Source organism: Staphylococcus sp. NAM3COL9, assembly GCF_001431205.1.
In the GTDB taxonomy this organism is placed as follows: Bacteria; Bacillota; Bacilli; order Staphylococcales; family Staphylococcaceae; genus Staphylococcus.
The window spans coordinates 48004-65543 of the sequence record NZ_LGPC01000008.1; the positions used below are offsets into that span (position 1 = coordinate 48004).

The 17540-nt window shown below is 32.0% G+C and carries 18 protein-coding genes; 16 read left to right on the forward strand and 2 right to left on the reverse strand.

Annotated elements, in window-relative coordinates:
• The first annotated feature begins 69 nt into the window (after positions 1-69).
• The 10 genes from ACA31_RS02045 (at position 70) to ACA31_RS02090 (ending at position 9912) form a co-directional block, all read left to right on the forward strand.
• Positions 70-774, forward strand: a complete 705-nt coding sequence (locus ACA31_RS02045; protein ID WP_057511721.1) for a CoA transferase subunit A — start codon at positions 70-72, stop codon at positions 772-774.
• Positions 767-1414 carry a 3-oxoacid CoA-transferase subunit B gene (locus ACA31_RS02050; protein WP_057511722.1) on the forward strand — a complete coding sequence of 216 codons (648 nt, stop codon included), beginning with the start codon at positions 767-769 and terminating at the stop codon, positions 1412-1414. Before ACA31_RS02045 ends, ACA31_RS02050 begins: the two co-directional genes overlap by 8 nt.
• 9 nt (positions 1415-1423) lie before the next feature.
• Positions 1424-2200, forward strand: coding sequence for a 3-hydroxybutyrate dehydrogenase (locus ACA31_RS02055; RefSeq protein ID WP_057511723.1), 777 nt, complete (start codon positions 1424-1426; stop codon positions 2198-2200).
• A 108-nt stretch (positions 2201-2308) separates the two neighbouring features.
• The gene (locus tag ACA31_RS02060; protein WP_057511724.1) at positions 2309-2728 is read left to right on the forward strand and encodes a hypothetical protein; all 420 of its coding nucleotides are present in this window, start codon (positions 2309-2311) and stop codon (positions 2726-2728) included.
• Between the two features lie 9 nt (positions 2729-2737).
• The gene (locus tag ACA31_RS02065; protein ID WP_057511725.1) at positions 2738-3700 is read left to right on the forward strand and encodes an ornithine cyclodeaminase family protein; all 963 of its coding nucleotides are present in this window, start codon (positions 2738-2740) and stop codon (positions 3698-3700) included.
• Positions 3701-4199: 499 nt separating this feature from the next.
• The gene (gene wecB / locus ACA31_RS02070; RefSeq protein ID WP_057511726.1) at positions 4200-5330 is read left to right on the forward strand and encodes a non-hydrolyzing UDP-N-acetylglucosamine 2-epimerase; all 1131 of its coding nucleotides are present in this window, start codon (positions 4200-4202) and stop codon (positions 5328-5330) included.
• Between the two features lie 161 nt (positions 5331-5491).
• On the forward strand, positions 5492-7840 hold the full coding sequence (locus tag ACA31_RS02075; protein WP_057511727.1) for a CDP-glycerol glycerophosphotransferase family protein: 2349 nt from the start codon (positions 5492-5494) through the stop codon (positions 7838-7840).
• A gap of 117 nt (positions 7841-7957) precedes the next feature.
• Positions 7958-8320, forward strand: a complete 363-nt coding sequence (locus tag ACA31_RS02080) for a hypothetical protein (RefSeq protein ID WP_057511728.1) — start codon at positions 7958-7960, stop codon at positions 8318-8320.
• Positions 8308-8757, forward strand: coding sequence for a hypothetical protein (locus tag ACA31_RS02085; RefSeq protein WP_057511729.1), 450 nt, complete (start codon positions 8308-8310; stop codon positions 8755-8757). The genes ACA31_RS02080 and ACA31_RS02085 overlap by 13 nt, the downstream gene beginning before the upstream one ends.
• A 315-nt stretch (positions 8758-9072) precedes the next feature.
• Positions 9073-9912 carry a sialate O-acetylesterase gene (locus ACA31_RS02090; RefSeq protein WP_057511730.1) on the forward strand — a complete coding sequence of 280 codons (840 nt, stop codon included), beginning with the start codon at positions 9073-9075 and terminating at the stop codon, positions 9910-9912.
• Between the two features lie 111 nt (positions 9913-10023).
• On the opposite strand, the gene ACA31_RS02095 is transcribed toward ACA31_RS02090, so the two are convergent.
• On the reverse strand, positions 10024-10329 hold the full coding sequence (locus ACA31_RS02095; RefSeq protein WP_057511731.1) for a monooxygenase: 306 nt from the start codon (positions 10327-10329) through the stop codon (positions 10024-10026).
• 472 nt (positions 10330-10801) lie between these two features.
• Here ACA31_RS02095 and isaB (ACA31_RS02100) point away from each other — a divergent pair, with 472 nt between their 5' ends.
• The 4 genes from isaB (ACA31_RS02100) (at position 10802) to cidR (ending at position 14038) form a co-directional block, all read left to right on the forward strand.
• Entirely contained in the window at positions 10802-11392 is a 591-nt protein-coding gene (isaB, locus tag ACA31_RS02100; protein ID WP_057511732.1) for an immunodominant staphylococcal antigen IsaB family protein, read from the forward strand.
• Positions 11393-11514: 122 nt separating this feature from the next.
• Positions 11515-12099 (forward strand): immunodominant staphylococcal antigen IsaB family protein, encoded by a 585-nt coding sequence (isaB, locus tag ACA31_RS02105; RefSeq protein WP_057511733.1) that lies wholly within the window; start codon positions 11515-11517, stop codon positions 12097-12099.
• Between the two features lie 174 nt (positions 12100-12273).
• Positions 12274-13122, forward strand: a complete 849-nt coding sequence (gene bla, locus ACA31_RS02110; RefSeq protein ID WP_057511734.1) for a class A beta-lactamase — start codon at positions 12274-12276, stop codon at positions 13120-13122.
• A gap of 40 nt (positions 13123-13162) precedes the next feature.
• Positions 13163-14038 carry a cidABC operon transcriptional activator CidR gene (cidR, locus tag ACA31_RS02115; RefSeq protein ID WP_057511735.1) on the forward strand — a complete coding sequence of 292 codons (876 nt, stop codon included), beginning with the start codon at positions 13163-13165 and terminating at the stop codon, positions 14036-14038.
• Between the two features lie 806 nt (positions 14039-14844).
• Here the strand turns inward: cidR and ACA31_RS02120 are convergent.
• Positions 14845-15789: a LacI family DNA-binding transcriptional regulator gene (locus ACA31_RS02120; RefSeq protein ID WP_057511736.1), complete on the reverse strand. Its 945-nt coding sequence runs from the start codon at positions 15787-15789 to the stop codon at positions 14845-14847.
• Between the two features lie 147 nt (positions 15790-15936).
• Here ACA31_RS02120 and eda point away from each other — a divergent pair, with 147 nt between their 5' ends.
• Both eda and ACA31_RS02130 read left to right on the forward strand, forming a co-directional pair.
• Entirely contained in the window at positions 15937-16554 is a 618-nt protein-coding gene (eda, locus tag ACA31_RS02125) for a bifunctional 4-hydroxy-2-oxoglutarate aldolase/2-dehydro-3-deoxy-phosphogluconate aldolase (protein WP_057511737.1), read from the forward strand.
• Between the two features lie 2 nt (positions 16555-16556).
• Positions 16557-17528 carry a sugar kinase gene (locus tag ACA31_RS02130; RefSeq protein ID WP_057511738.1) on the forward strand — a complete coding sequence of 324 codons (972 nt, stop codon included), beginning with the start codon at positions 16557-16559 and terminating at the stop codon, positions 17526-17528.
• Positions 17529-17540 lie beyond the last annotated feature (12 nt).

Sequence of the window (17540 nt, forward strand, 5' to 3'; positions counted from 1 at the left end):
CTAGAAGTTTCAAGTATAATTGTTTTTAGTACTAGGTATTAAAACAACAGGTAGAAATGAGGTTTTCTTATGTCAAAAGTAATTAATAATATACATACAGCATTCGATGGACTAGAAGATGGCATGACTGTGCTTGCTGGTGGCTTTGGATTATGTGGTATACCAGAACATGCTATCGAAGCAATCCGTACGAAGGGTACGAAAGCTTTAACAGTAGTAAGTAATAATTGCGGTGTAGATGATTTTGGCTTAGGTCGTTTATTAGAGAAAAAACAAATTGATAAAATGATTAGTTCCTACGTGGGTGAAAATAAAATATTTGAACAACAATTAATTAATGGTGAATTAGATGTAGAATTAACACCACAAGGTACATTAGCTGAGAAATTACGTTCAGGTGGCGCTGGCATACCTGCTTTTTATACGAAAACAGGTGTAGGTACATTAATTGCTGAAGGTAAAGAGACACGTGAATTTGATGGTGAAATGTATGTCATGGAACGTGCGATTAAAGGTGATTTCGGTATTGTAAAAGCACAAAAAGCAGATACTTTCGGCAACTTAGTATTTGAAAAAACTGCGCGTAATTTTAATCCATTATGCGCAATGGCTGCCGCAATCACTGTCGTTGAGGTTGAAAAATTAGTTGAAGTTGGAGAAATTGATCCGGATGAAGTGCATATGTCAGGCGTTTACGTAGACTATATTTATTTAGGAGAGCATTTTGAAAAACGTATTGAAAAACGTACAGTGAAGGAGGATAATCATGGATAAACAATTACAACGTAAGAAGATTATTCAACGTGCTGCACAAGAAATTAAAAGCGATATAGTGATTAATTTAGGTATCGGCATGCCTACGCTTGTTGCCAATGAAATCAATGACCACGTAGAGAATGTCTTTTTCCAATCTGAAAATGGTTTGCTAGGTATCGGGCCATACCCAACAGATGACGAAGTGGACCCAGACTTAATCAATGCAGGTAAAGAAACAGTAACTGCTGCAAAAGGTGCGTCGTATTTTGATAATGCGGAATCCTTCGCTATGATTCGTGGTGGACATATCGATTTAGCAATCCTTGGCGGCATGGAAGTCTCACAAACAGGAGATTTAGCCAATTACATGATTCCAGGTAAATTAGTCAAAGGTATGGGTGGCGCGATGGATTTAGTCGTCGGCGCACAAAAGGTCGTCGTTATTATGGATCATATGAATAAACATGGTGAATCTAAAATTAAAGCACAATGTGAATTACCACTTACTGGTGCAGGTGTCGTCAACACGTTAATTACAGATTTAGCCGTATTTCAATTTGAAAACGGAGTGATGAAGCTTGTTGAATTACAAGATAGTGTCACTTTAGAAGAAGTTGAAGCAAATACAGAAGCGCAATTTGAAAATTATTTGAAGTAGGTGTGTAGAATGGTCAAAGATAAAGTAGTCATTATTACAGGTGCTGCAAGTGGCATCGGTTTAGGGATTGCTAGAGTATTTTTAGAAAATGGAGCTAAAGTCGTGTTAGCTGATTTGAATAATGAAAAATTGGCTCAAGAAACGCATGATTTGAAAGGCCAAGGTTACGATTGCATGCCAGTTCAAGTAAATGTCACTGACGAAGCAGCTGTTAAGCAAATGATTAATGTCACTGTAGCAAAGTATGGGCGTTTAGACATTTTATTTAATAATGCAGGTTTACAGCATGTTGAAAGTATCGAATCATTTCCAACTGAAAAGTTCAGAGAAATGATTGATATCATGTTAACAGGTAGTTTTATTGGAACAAAATATGCATTACCGATTATGAAAGAACAACAATTTGGACGTATTTTAAATATGGCTTCAATTAATGGCGTGATTGGTTTTGCTGGAAAAGCGGCGTATAATAGCGCGAAACATGGCATAATCGGTTTAACAAAAGTCTCAGCTTTGGAAACGGCGACGGAGGGCATTACAGTCAATGCGATTTGTCCTGGTTACATAGATACGCCACTCGTACGTAATCAAATGGCAGATTTAGCTAAAGATAGAGGCGTTGAGGTAGCGCAAGTGTTAGAAGACGTATTATATCCGCTGATTCCACAAAAACGCTTATTAGATATTAAAGATATCGCAGATTATGCGTTATTCTTATGTAGTGATAGTGCTAAAAGTGTCACAGGACAAGCCATTTTAATAGATGGCGGCTATACTGTTCAATAATTAAAAAGATAAAAATAATATTTAATACTAAATAGATGATAATCTTCAATAAAAATATGTTATGTTATAGAGAACTTAATATATTGATGACTTGAGGGTAAAATACTGATGAAAGGTCCAGACGCAAATGATACAAGTTGGGTATCTATTATTTTTACTATTACTTGTATCACAATGTCACAAATACTAGAAAATAGTTTGTATCATAAAATGCTCACTGCAGTTATGATTTTAATATTGATTTTCATTGTAATTCGGAGATTAAAAGTAACTTTATATGATATACAAACACAAGATTCAAATATAAACACATTTATGAGTGTGAAAGCTGACTATTGGATTTCATACATTAAAGATATGATTGCTTATGGACTGATGGCGGCAATCTTTTTTGACTTTATGTTTATCAAAAATAGTTTAGCTTGGCTTATATTATTAATCATAGTCGTTTTATTTGGGCTCTTAATATTATTCGAGAAAAAATTTGAAAAGAAAACTGACATTTTTGAAACAAATAATACGGGGTAGAGGTGTCTTATGATTTTTATAAATGCGGAAGAACAAGCGCAATTATTAGATATGGAAGAAATTGTTGAAGCGGTAGCGGACTCCTTACGTGCATATTCAGAAGGTAAGACGGATACACCATTGCGCTATTCGTTGCCTTTTAATGAAGAAAATCGTTATCTCGTAATGCCGGCATTGTCAGATGAATTAAAAATTGTCGGGCTTAAGACAGTCACCGTGGCGCCGAATAATACTAAAATTGGCAAGAAAACGATTGTGGGATCTGTTATTTTATCTGATTATGAAACAGGTGAAACATTAGCGGTACTTGAAGGTTCTTATTTAACGAAGATACGTACAGGTGCGATATCAGGTGTGGCAACGAAATATCTTGCACGTGAAGACGCTAAAACATTATGTGTCATAGGTACAGGCGATCAAGCGGAAGGTCTAATTAAAGCAGTACTTGCTGTAAGAGCGATTGACCGTATACAGCTATACAATCGCACTTATGAAAAAGCTGTTAGCTTTGCTGAACAACTGCAAAGTGCATATCCAGACCTAGATTTAACAGTGTTTGATAATGTAGACGAGACAATAGAAGACGCAGATGTCATCGTAACTGCTACCAATGCTTCAGAACCAGTATTTCATAAACGTTTAGCACCAGGTGTTCATTTAAATGCTGTCGGTTCATTTAAACCTGATATGCAAGAATTGCCATCTCAAGCTATTGCTGATGCTGACAAAGTCGTTGTAGAAGCAGTAGAAGCGGCCATGGAAGAAACAGGAGACTTAATTAACCCTGTAGCAGAAGGTGTATTTAAAGCTGATAGCTTATACGGAGAACTCGGAAACATTGTTTCTTCAAAATTAGAAGGTAGACTATCAAAAGATGAGATTACGATTTTCAAATCTGTAGGCGTAGCCATCGTTGATATCGTAGTAGCGAATTACTTTTACCAAAAACTATTGAAACAACAAAGTGAATAAGAGAATTATTTGATCTGTAAAACGCGTTCTGAAGGTTAGATGAATGATAATCCCTCTGAAAATTGGACTTCAAGTCTAATTTATAGGGGTTTTTTTTATGTAAAAAAACATTACTCTGAATTTAGAGAAAATTTAAGATTTCTGTTTTAGGATGTGAAATAAAATGCTCTTAAATAATAATAACATCATCGATAATATCAAATTAATAATTTTAATATATATAATTTATAAAAAAACATATTTATAAAGGTTTGAGATATAGATTGAATTTTGTTATTCCAATGTATGAAATATATATAAATATAAATAGTATAGACTAACTACACTTTTCAATATATAATGATATTGTAATAAATATAAAAATAGAGTTTTAACTTATTTAACTTTGATTATATTAATGTTTTGGGAAGTTCATTAATAGGATTAAATAAATATCGGAAATGTTATTGGATGAAATATTAGAAAATAGCCAATCTAAAAGAAAAGGGAGAAAATAATTATGAAAAAAATTATGACTGTTTTTGGAACGCGTCCAGAAGCAATTAAAATGGCGCCATTAGTTAAAGAACTAAAACAATCGGAAGATTTAGAACCGATTGTGGTAATTACTGCTCAACATCGTGAAATGTTAGATGGAGTTTTAAAAACATTTGAAATCACCCCAGATTATGACCTGGATATTATGGAAAAAAATCAAACTTTGTCACAAATAACTTCTAAAGTTATAACAAAATTAGATGAAGTTATACAGAAAGAACAGCCGGATATGATACTAGTTCATGGTGATACAATGACAACTTTTGCTGGTGGTTTAGCAGCATTTTATAATCAAATAGCAATTGGTCATGTGGAAGCAGGATTACGTACTTGGAACAAGTATTCGCCATTTCCAGAAGAAATGAACCGACAAATGGTAGGGACAATAGCTGATATGAATTTTGCCCCAACAGATAATGCTGCTCGAAATTTAAAAGAAGAAAATAAGGCTGAAGAAACAATTGTTGTTACTGGAAATACTGCAATAGATGCTATGAAAACAACAATTAAAAACGATTATCATTCAAATATTACTGAAAAACATAAAGGGAAACGAATTATTTTATTAACAGCACATAGACGTGAAAATATAGGTGAACCAATGCACAATATTTTTAAAGCAGTTAAAAATATTGCCGATGAATATAATGATGTTGTAGTGGTATACCCAATGCATAAAAATCCTAAAGTCCGCAAAATAGCAGAATCATATTTAATGGATCATGATCGAATAGAATTGATAGAACCTTTAGATGTGATTGATTTTCATAACTTTGCCAATCAATGTCATTTAATTCTAACTGACTCAGGTGGGGTTCAAGAAGAAGCACCATCTTTAGGTAAGCCAGTTTTAGTCTTAAGGGATACAACTGAACGTCCAGAAGGTGTAGAAGCAGGAACTTTAAAAGTTATAGGTACTTCAATGGAAGCTATTTATGAAAATACAAAACAATTGTTAGAAGATGAAAACTATTATGAAGGAATGAGCGAAGCACGTAATCCATATGGGGATGGATATGCCTCTCAGAGAATTTGTGAAAATATAAAATATTATTTTGGGATTACTAGTGAAAAACCGAAGCCATTTGTGTAACTTATGTTTAAATACAGAGTAAAAGAAATAGAAAGAAATTAATGAGTAAAATGTTTTTGATAGTTTAAATATAGAAAATCAAGCAGAATTTAAATAATATATTGAGAAATAGTAATAAATGAGGGTAAGTTTTTTGGATATAAATTAGGGAGTTGTAAATAATGCAAGGAATGAAAGTGAAAAAATACAGCAATTTATTTGATTTCGATATTCAAAATAATTTCATTATATATGTTGATCCAAGGACAACAGAAAACTGTACTTTGGATATCGACCATATTGATAATACGTATATATGTGATATTAAAGTATCAAATCGTTTGATAGCTAGTATAGATAATCGATTATTAATTTACGTTAAAAATAATAAAGTTTTCATTACAAAATGTGAATTATATAAGCAAATTTTTGATGTGGAAATTAAGAATTTGAATAAAAGTAACATTAAATTAGAATTCAAAAAAGGTTATATTGCAGAAATAAAACTAGGTGATGATCTGTTGTTTGAGCTTGATGATTTTTTTGCACATACAACAGATGAAAAAATTATTGCAAATAAAATTTTTAAAAAGTTGAATATTGATTTTAATGATAGGCAAAGATATATTGGTCTTGCTAATATTAAATATAATAACATTAAAATATTCATCACTTATGATAGGTTTTTAAAAGAAATAAAATTTAAAAAAACACCTTTTAATATCGAATATCTTAATAAATATATTAATGTGGAATTTATCAATGCGAATAATTTAAAAATAGAAAACAAACAAAATGGTGATGATTATGTCATTAATATTAATAGAATAGGAATTACTCCAACAGCAATTAATGGCATAAGAGCTAGCAGGGGTCTCAAAAACGAACATATTCTTGCATACTTCTCATTCCAAAATAGACGGTATTTTATTTATAATCAATCAAATGGAGTCCATATCTTACGGTCTAATGCCAAATTAATGTCCAAATATAGAACTATGTTAAAAGTAATATCAACACGTAAAGCTTTTTATTTAATAGGACTGTTTAAGCATAATGGTTATAAAGCAAAACATAAATACGATACGTTATATATGCAAAATAAAAATAATAAAGTTGGGAAGTTCTATAGGCCATTCAAGAAAATTAAAGTCTTAAATCAACTTGTTCTTGGTAAAATTGCTTATGAAGATATTAAAGAAACTAATAGAATACATAGTAATTTATTGTGTGGTAACGAAAACTATGTCTTGCATAATGTTAGCTTAAACCCATACTCAAAACCTATGAAAACATTTAAAACAACTCATTACGAGAATAATACAATGATATTTAGAAATAATCTCGGAGGCAATGTTACGTTAACTTCAATTCCTTATTCTCCAGAATATAAATCGTCAAGTAAATTGAAAATTTATATTGCTAAATTCTTCAAAAAAAATAAGACAAATCAAAATATAAACTTGTTTTTCGAGAAGAAAAGTGAACGTGCTGAAGAATCAGCAATAAAAGTGTTTGATGAAGCTATTAAATCCTCTTCAAATAATAGTAAAAATTATTTTATATTAGATGGTAATGCACCTTATTATAAGACTTTGAAAAAAAAGTATGGAAAAAACTTGATAAAAAAATATAGTATTAAACATTTCAAATCAATTTATAATTCTAAGTACTTCATTTCATCGGAATTACCTAATCATTTAATTAATGATAGATTGTATATAGATTCATTAAGAAACAAAATAATGAAAACACCAAGCGTTTTTTTGCAACATGGTATAATGTTTGCAAAACCAGTTGATAACCCGATGGCATATGGTTTTCATAAACAATATAATAAGTATAATAACATTAAAAATGTTATATCATCAGATTTGGAAGCAGAACAATTTTATAAAATGGGTTACGATAAAGAAGATTTAATAAAAACCGGATTAGCTACTTTTGATGAAGCAAAGTTAAACGAAGATGCTGATAAAATAGCATATATGCCAACATATAGATATTGGGAAGAAAGATTAATATATTCAGGGGATATTACAAAAACCAGTTATTTTCAAGCTATTATGAAAGTGATTAACGTATTTGAAAAAAATGGACTTTTAGATAAGCTACTTATAGTTCCACATAATAAATTTTCGGAATTTATTTATGATAATATGCCTGAATATAGAGATATTATTGAACCCAATCCTAGTAATGCTTTGAAAGTGTCAAGAATCTTTATTACAGACTATTCCTCTGCAATCTATGATTCTATTTATAGGGGAGCTTATCCTATATTTTATTGGGAAGAAAAGGACTATTTGATTGAAAATTATAAAGCAATCCCTCCAATAAATGAGCAGAATGCTCCAGGACCTGTTGCAGAAAACATAGATGAATTATACTACTTCGTTAAACAGGCTATTGAACGAGATTGTAAATTAGAACAAAAATATATAGATAAATACCTTAAAATAAATGAGTTTTCAGATGGACAAAATACAAAACGTATTGTAAAAGAACTTGAGAAAATAAAGATTTTATAATTGAATGATAAAGTTAATTTCAAATAACTTTATCTTATTAACTGTTTAAAACCATTTATTAATGGCTAATTATCTAAAAATTTAAATTATGAAATGATTTTAGGGGCTGATTGAATTTTGATACAGGGTAAATTGGTTGATAATAATTACTCCAATTTAACTATTGTTTTTCAAAGCGCAGGAAGAATTTCAAATGCTTTATTTGATAAAATCCTTAATAATGAAGCTTCAATGGAAGATATAAAAAAAGCACATGAAAAATATACATGGTTTAATTTTTCTAAAGACACATATTCAGATTACTATTTTATTGAGGATTTTTATTCTAAAAGTTATGGTTGGTATATGTTTAATGAAGGGAATAATATTATAAAAGAAGTGAATGAGTCTTTAACGGAATTAATTGGAAGTAAAAATTATGTTACAGTTACTGCGTATGGAAGTAGTAAAGGGGGAACTGCTGTTTATTGTTTGGTTTGATAAATCCAAACATAGATAATATTTTTTCATTAGTGCCACAGGTGCATGTTATAAAGTATATTAATCAAAAACTATTTAAATATAAAGAACTTTTCTTTCCAACAGATAATAATCATCTAGAAAGTTATTTCGAAAATATATTTTTTAATCCAGACATTTATAATCAAAAAAATTTATCTCAAACTATCATTTATTTTTATACAGGAATCAATGATGAGCAATTTGAAGATTTATTAGAGCTTCATAACTTACTTGATGAAAAGAAATGTAATAATAATATTATAATAAATACTAGTCTCAAATCTCACAACAGTATAGTAATGGATAATATACCATTTACTAAATCTGCGTTAAGGATTATTACCAGTAATAAAGTTATGAAAGGTACACGATTAAAAAGGGTTAACTCAAATGTGTTACTTTTGAAAGATAAATAATCTTAATAAATAAATTAGTTATAATTCATAAAGACAAAATAACTAAGTAAGAGGAGTTTATAAACACAATATTACTCATACTTTAGTCTATACACTAGGCGTAGCCATCGTTGATATCGTAGTAGCGAATTACTTTTACCAAAAACTATTGAAACAACAAAGTGAATAACTTAAAGATGGCTATCATTAACTTGGTAGTCATTTTTTATGGCAAATCACACTCAAATTCCTTTTTACTTCAACCAGATACACACATAAGGTATGATGTTTATTATTAATAATAAATACATTCCAAAAATGGAAAGGGGAATTTATATGAAATCAATTTTACTTATAGGACAATCAAATATGGCAGGGCGTGGCTTTATTGATAGTGTGAAACCGATCATAGATGAGCGTATTCAAGTGTTGAAAAATGGTAGATGGCAGATGATGGACGAACCGATACATAGTGATCGCTCTGTCGCAGGTATAGGTCCTGTAGCATCGTTTGCTAAATTGTGGTTAGATGATCATCCAGATGAAACGATTGGCTTAATTCCTTGTGCAGATGGTGGCACATCGATTGATGATTGGGCAGAGAATCAAGTGTTAACGCGACATGCGATTTCAGAAGCTGAATTTGCAATGGAAAACAGTGATCTCATCGGAATATTATGGCATCAAGGGGAAAGTGATAGTTTAGACGGCAAACATCTTGACTACGAAACTAAGTTAAATCAAGTCGTGAATCATTTTAGACAAGCACTTAATGTGCCTCAATTACCGTTTGTAATGGGCTTGCTAGGAGATTTCTTAGGACAAGAAGCATTTGGTCAAAGTGCATCAGAATACACTCAAATTAATGAAGTGATTAAAACTGTAGCAGAAGCAAAAGATAATTGTTTCTATGTAACGGCGCAAGATTTAACAGCTAACCCAGATGAGATTCATATAGATGGACAGTCACAGCGGTTATTAGGTATGCGATATTATAGAGCATTTTCACAAGGGGACAATGTTGAAAGTCCATTACCAGAAGAAACAGAAGTGGATCGTTTATTATACGACAAAGATTATACAAAGAATGAACAAATGTACATGTTAGTAGCTCGATTATCTAAGAATGAAATAACTTACCAAACATTTACGGAAGAAATGGCAAAGATGTATTAAAGCGATTACCCAGGAAATTTTGAAATTAACACAAAAGTACCCCAACCATACGCACACATTTTCAGTTGATGATATTGTTGGGGTATTTTTATATACTTTAATGTCAAAAAATTACTCAACACGACCGTGTGTAATCTGTGTTAATGCTTCATTTATAGTGAATATTTTGGCATTGATTTCATTAACACCCATAGCGTTCAAACGTTCGCTATGCATACTCAAGTAATTTTCAGCATGCATTTTGCTGTCGAAGGCGTAAATGCCACCTGCTTCTTTGGCTGTTTCATTTTCAGTCCAAATTTTCCATAAAAAACCTGGCTCGTCATTAATTGATTTTGCTAAATCCTCGAACTGTTGTGCCATTTCATCGTCAAACGGGCCATCTAAAGGAAAATCAACTTGCAAAATATGTACCATAAAATACCTTCCTTTCGAATTTAGTTATGCATACGTTAATCATAACTAAATATAATATTTATGTGTAGCAATAAGCATTAATAGTAAGTGTATATTTTAGGGGAATTAAATTGTGTTTAATAGGTTTTATATATAAATGTAAAAAAAGAGTAAATTTATTAAATATCTTATATTCTTGCAATTAAAAGGATTAGGTGTATGATAAAAGTGAACAATTACACTATAATGATAAATTATTTCAAAAGAGGAGTGGTTATAGAAATTCAATATCCTTTACGAGTTTAGTAATATTACTTATTTTCAGTACTTGGGCCATATATTGTATCATGTACGAATGAAATAAATGAGTTATCATGTGTGAAATTTGCTAATACGGGATATGTTGATAGTTATGATAGCTAGTTTGAAAGGCATAAGTAATAGTTCATTAAATTTAGCCAAGAGGGATTTAAAAATCGAGGGGTGATTTATTATGCGTAAAGTAGGGAAATTACTTTCAGCAACTGTCGTTGTTTCAACACTTATCTTAGGTTCTTCAGCAGCATATATTACAACTAATAGTTCAGACGTTCAAGCAGCGGAGCAAGTTCAAAAATGGGGTCACGGTGAAGGTGGAGCTAGTGGTGCCAACACTGAAAGTAGTGCAGGCTTAAAAGCCGAAACACCATGGTATAACTACGAAGGTTATACAACATATGATGCATCATTTACACAAGATTATAACTTCGTTCGTGCATTAAAATATGATAATGTCTCAATCGATGGCTATAAAGTAGATCCAAAAGCGGATAAAGAAGTTGATCATTATGAATATATCTATGATACTTATGTAGATTTGAATAGTGATAATGAAGTTGTTAGGATTTCTTTCGAAACTAAACCAGACTCAGTATCTAAAGCAACGTTTAAAAAAGCACATACGTCTAATAAAATAATTGATGAAGGTATCACTAATGGTGGTGAGCATGGTAACGGCTCATTTGTGAAATATGCGACGAATGATGGTTCATATACAGCTTACTTTGACAAAGATAAAAAATTGATGCAAATGAATATTGGCTAATAGCTTGATATGAAAATTACATGTGAATATGAAATATATTTATGGTTATAGAAGTTACTGTGAGACACATAATTTCTAGATTCTAAGCCAAAAGGGAAATTACAAAATAGGAGTGATTTATTATGAATAAAGTAGTAAAGTTACTATCTTCAACAGTCATAGTATCAACACTTGTCGTAGGTTCTTCTGCAGCGTATATTACGAGTAATAATCAAGAAGTCAAAGCACAGTCAGAACAAGTTCAGAAATGGGGACATGGTGAAGGTGGCGCTAGTGGCGCCAACACTGAAAGTAGCGCAGCTTTAAAAGCTGAAACACCATGGTATAATTACGAAGGTTATACAACTTATGATGCATCATTTACACAAGATTATAATTTTGTAAGAGCATTAAAGTATGATAATGTCTCAATCGATGGATATAAAGTAGATCCAAAAGCTGATAAAAAAGTCGATCATTATGAAGATATTTATGATACTTCTGTAGGACTTAATAGTGACGATGAAGTCGTTCAAGTTCATTTCTTTACAAAACCAGAATCAGTAAATAAAGCAACATTTAAAAAAGCACATGCATCTAATGAAATTATAGAAGATGGTAAATTAGGTAATGATGATGGTACATTCCTAAAATATGCGACGAATGATGGTTCATACACAGCGTACTTTAACCACAATGGATATTTGACACAAATGGCAATTAACTAGATAATCTGAAGTAACGATAATTAAAAATTCAAGTCATCGCTTAAAAGATTGAAGTACAAAGTCCCTATAATTGATGTTGATTATAGGGGCTTTCTATATGTGATTTTAATTTTAAGTTATAATTAAAGGTAAGCAAGTAGCTTTAAGCGTTTAAATTTTGGGGAGTTGATATTTATGAAAAAAGTTTTTTTGGGTTTAGTGTTTAGTGCATTATTTTTCATGTTGAGCAATGGTACGGTCTCAGCGAATGAATTTGATAAAATAGAAAAAGATAATAATACGACAGTTGGCGTATATGGAATCAATACTGAGAATGGTAAAAAAGTTCGCCACAATGCGAATGAACGCTTTGCATTTGCTTCTACTTTTAAAGCCACCGCGAGCGGTGTTTTATTAAATAATTATTCAGAAAAAGATTTAAACAAAAAAATAACAATTAATGAGGCAGATATTGTAGAATATTCACCTGTAACTGAAAATTACATAGGCAAACAAATGACGCTTAAAGATTTAATCAAAGCATCTATGTTACAAAGTGATAATACGGCTAATAATAAAATAATGAAAGAAATTGGCGGCGTTAAAGCCTTTAAACACGAGTTGAAGCAATTAGGTGACAATATTTCTAATCCGCAACGATTAGAACCAGAGTTAAATCTCTATAATCCAAATAGTACAGCTGATACTACAACACCTAGAGCTGCAGCAGAGATATTAAATACACTTTTAACAAGTAGCCAAATAAGTGACGGGAATTTAGATTTACTGAAACAAGTTATGATTGAAAATGAAACGGGCGATAGTTTAATTAAAGCAGGTGCAGCAGACAACTATATCGTTGGAGATAAAAGTGGTCAGGGCTTAACATATGCTACGCGCAATGATTTGGCGTTTATCTATCCAAATAAACATAAAAAACCAATCATTCTTGCAATTTATACAAAACAAGATGACAAAGATGGTCAACCAGATGATAAAGTAATCGCAGATGCTGCTAAAGAAGCAATTGCACAATTACGCTAAGTGAATAAAATGATGATAGAGCTATTCAGAGGAGCAGAATATGGAAATAAAACAAATGAAATATTTTGTGGAAGTTGTGAGAAACGGTGGAATGACACAAGCTTCAGAACATTTATATATTGCACAGTCTACAATTAGTAAAAATATTAAAAATATTGAAAATGAATTTGACATTACTTTGTTTGATCGAAGAAAAAAGCATATTATTCTAACAGATATAGGCCAGATTTTTTATGATAAGTGTGTTGAAGCGTTAGCCGTGTTGGATGATTTATCTTTAGAAATGGGTGACGTCACGAATTTAGAAAGGGGTCATATCCGCATCGGCATATCCGCAATTATGAATGTCAGATTATTTACGGAAAGTTTAAATCAGTTTCATTCCAAGTATCCAAATGTGACATATGAAGTCATTGAAGGTGGTGGTAAAGCGGTCGAATTTTATTTGAACAACGACGAAATTGACGTCGGCATTACAACTTTACCAGTAAATGATGATATCTACTATGCAGTGCCTTTATATAAAGAAAAATTATTACTTATCGTTGATAAAAATTCTAAGTTAGCCCAACAATCATCCATTTATTTAGGCGATTTGAAAGATGAAAGTTTTATTATGTTTCATGATGACTATTACCTGAAAGATCAAATTATAGAAAGCTGTAGAAAAGTAGGATTTCATCCTAAAACAGTAGCTAAAATGTCTCAAATTACTTTTATAGAAAATATGATTCGTGATGGTATTGGCGTAAGTATATTACCTGAGAGTATCGTCAATATCTTAAATGATAGTGTTGTCGGCATTGAAATAAGTGGTGCTGATGTAGCGTGGAATTTAGGCGTTATATGGAAGAAAGAAAGTTATATGAATCATGTTACGCATGAATGGATTAACTTTTTGAAGGATTTGAAATAAAAAAGCATTATTAAAGTTAAAGTATTCCAATAAGGAATGTCAAACATTCCAACTATGTATTTTAATCATAGATAAAGGCGTAATATAATAGAAGTTGTAGAGGGTTATGAGTACAGATTAACTGACCATTGTAAAATGGTTATAAGTTGAGTTTTCAATATGTATGAATATCCACGTACAATCAATATATGATTACTTTTATAATAAACGATAATTCAGCTCAGGGCTCATAACGGCAGAAGGTAACTAAGGAAGTCCTCAAATTTTATAAAATGGTAACCATAACGTACTAATCAGAGATGAAAGTAGGATTAGACACGTGATGCATTTGTAATATAGATACAGATGCACCGTTGCGTGTTTTAGAAAATATAGTTTAAACCAATAAAATTCATCAGTTCTCCCATTTAAAAACTGAAAACAACCCCTATCACTCTAAATATTGGTTAACTTTTTTCTGTACAAACAAGATGTTTTGTAACACGTAACCTGCAAGCAATATATAAAGCGCGCGTTATATTAACGGTATTTAGCAAGTAGTAATGTCATTATTAAAGTTTATAGGTGTATGCTTTGTTGTATAACAGACAACAAGACAGGCACAATACAACTTTGTAATGGCATCACTAGATTATAAAAATAACTTGCTAGATTCCTTCATATATTTAAGAAAGCTTATGCTTCAGTTGAAGTCATATTAAAAAGTAATAACCCTCTAGATAAATATCTCTCAAACAAGTGCGACCCTGACTACACTGTCCAATGTAGCTAGGGTCGCTTTGTTAATTTAATGAAATTTACATAGATTAAATATTACTCTGTAATGATGGATATAGATGATATGTTGGATCGATTGGTTCATTTTTAATGACTTTATCTAACGTAGTTACAATTTTTTGAGCGATTTCAGATGTGGGCACACCAATAGCATTGACAGGGTAATCTAATTTTTTAATTTGTGGAATGTTATCGTAAGAGTAAATCATTGGTTGATTCTCAGGTCCAATGGCATTGATCGTTCCTACAGTAATATCGTAACTTCCGCAAATCACACCAGGAGAAAGCGAGTGGGTTTTCAAATATTGCTTCACGGATGCTTCTGCCTCTATCGCATTTAATCCATTAGAATCAATAATACGATAGGTAATATTATATGCTTTGCAGTAATTAGTAATCGCATCTTTTTTGGCAATTTGACGGGCGTCGTTTGTATTAATATCGCCGATATAATCAATCGTTTGGATACCTTGTGCTAATAAGGCATTGATGGCCATAATCATCGCTTTTGCATGATTGACATTGATAATCGGGTAGGGAATATCTCTGTCTACACCGTACGCGACCACCGGCACGTTATTATAAATTTCAGGTGGTAAGTTTGAATTGTCACCTTCATCAAAGATAACAATACCATCACAGCCAAATTCAACAAATTTCTTTGAAGCAGCCGCGATATCATCGATTGAAACAAACATGACATAACCGAGTGATTTAATGGCTCTATTAATTTCTGAAATCAGATGTGTTACGGCAACACGATCTACCGAAGGCCAGATTAATCCAATCGTGCCACTTCTTTTAGAAACGAGTGCTCGAGCCGAATGATTGGGTATGTAATTCATTTCAAGCGCTTTTTGTTGAATCATTTGTTTTGTTTTTGGTTTAACGAGTTGGGAATTTTTCAATGCTTTACTGACCGTGGAATAACTGACACCACAGGCTTCGGCAACATCTTTTAAAGTTACAGCCATAAAAGTTCTCCTTGAAATAGATTGATTTAAGTTAGAATTAATTATACCATAGAGATAAGCGTTAGAATATTTTTTTGAATCTTAATAACAACGTTGTTATTTTTAGGAACCTAACACAAAAGTTGAAAATAATAAGGAGATGTAAAGATGAATTCAAGAGATACGATGAAGTATATTCAAGAAGGTCAACACATTGCAGTGATGCGCACAGACAACCCTGAGACGTTTTTAGATATTTCAAATCTAATTATAGAACAAGGACTTAATATTATCGAAGTGACGTTAACAACACCAAATGCAATAGAAATTATTGCTGAATTATCTAAAAGAGAAGATGCGCTGATTGGTGCTGGGACTGTACTTGATAGTGTATCAGCACGTACAGCGATTTTAAACGGGGCTAAATTTATTGTAAGTCCATCTTTTGATAAGGAAACAGCAAAAATCGCTAACTTGTACGACGTTCCTTATATTCCAGGCTGCATGACGGTTAAAGAAATGGTTGGATCTTTACGCTATGGTTGTAAAGTATTGAAACTATTCCCAGCAACACAGTTCTCACCTAAATCTATCAAAGATTTCAAAGGTCCATTACCACAAATTGAGATTGTTCCAACTGGTGGCGTGGGCAAAGATAATCAAAAAGAATGGTTAGACGCTGGTAGTTTTGCAGTAGGTATTGGTAGTGAAATTACAAAAATTTATCAACAACAAGGAAAAGAAGCTTTAGTACAATATATTTCTGAACTAAAAAGAGAGGTATAACTATGACGGTATTTGGATTTGGAGAATTATTATTGCGCTATACGCCACCTGATTATAAACAATTAAAAGCTGCCAATACGTTTGGTGTTAATGTTGGAGGTGCAGAATTAAATGCGCTCGTGACTTTATCTCAATTTGGTCATGCTACTGAAATGTTAACAGTATTACCACAACACGCACTAGGCAACTTAGCTATGAAAAAGATGTTCCAAACACAAGTAGGTACAACATGTGTGAAACAGCAAGACGGTAGAATAGGCACATATTATATGGAAGAAAGCTTTGACTTCCGAAGTGGTAAAGTCATTTATGATCGAGAACATTCAACTTTCGCAGAACATGGGGCAAACGTCATCGATGACTTACCTATACAAAGTGGTGATTACTTTGTATTGACTGGTATTACATTGGCAGTTAATAAAGTAGTACGACAACACATCGTTGATACACTATCTAAATTGAAACAACAAGGCGTTAAAATCGTATTTGATATTAATTTCAGAAGTAACTTGTGGTCTAAAGCAGAAGCTGTACCAGTAATTAAGTCTGTACTTCCACTTGTTGACGTACTCTTCTTTGGTAAAAAGGATGCAACACATTTACTTGGGACAAATTCTGAAGATGATGATATGAAGACATGTGCTAAAACGATTCAATCTCAATATGAGATACCAATAATGGCTTCCAGCAATAGAGATATTGAGCAAAGTACATTACAAGGTATTATGCTAACACAACAAAACTATATTGAAGGCCAAGCTTATCCATATACGGTGTTGAATCGCATTGGAGCCGGTGATGCATTTATGGCTGGTGTCTTACATGGACTGATTCGTAATTGGCAATTAGAAGAGACGATAGATTTTGCGACGAAATGTTCAGTCTTACAACATACAACAAACGAGGATGCATTAAGTGTAGACGAAAGTGATGTGCATAATTTGTCCTCTCATTTCGGGGGACTGAGTCGATAGAACCTTAAACAA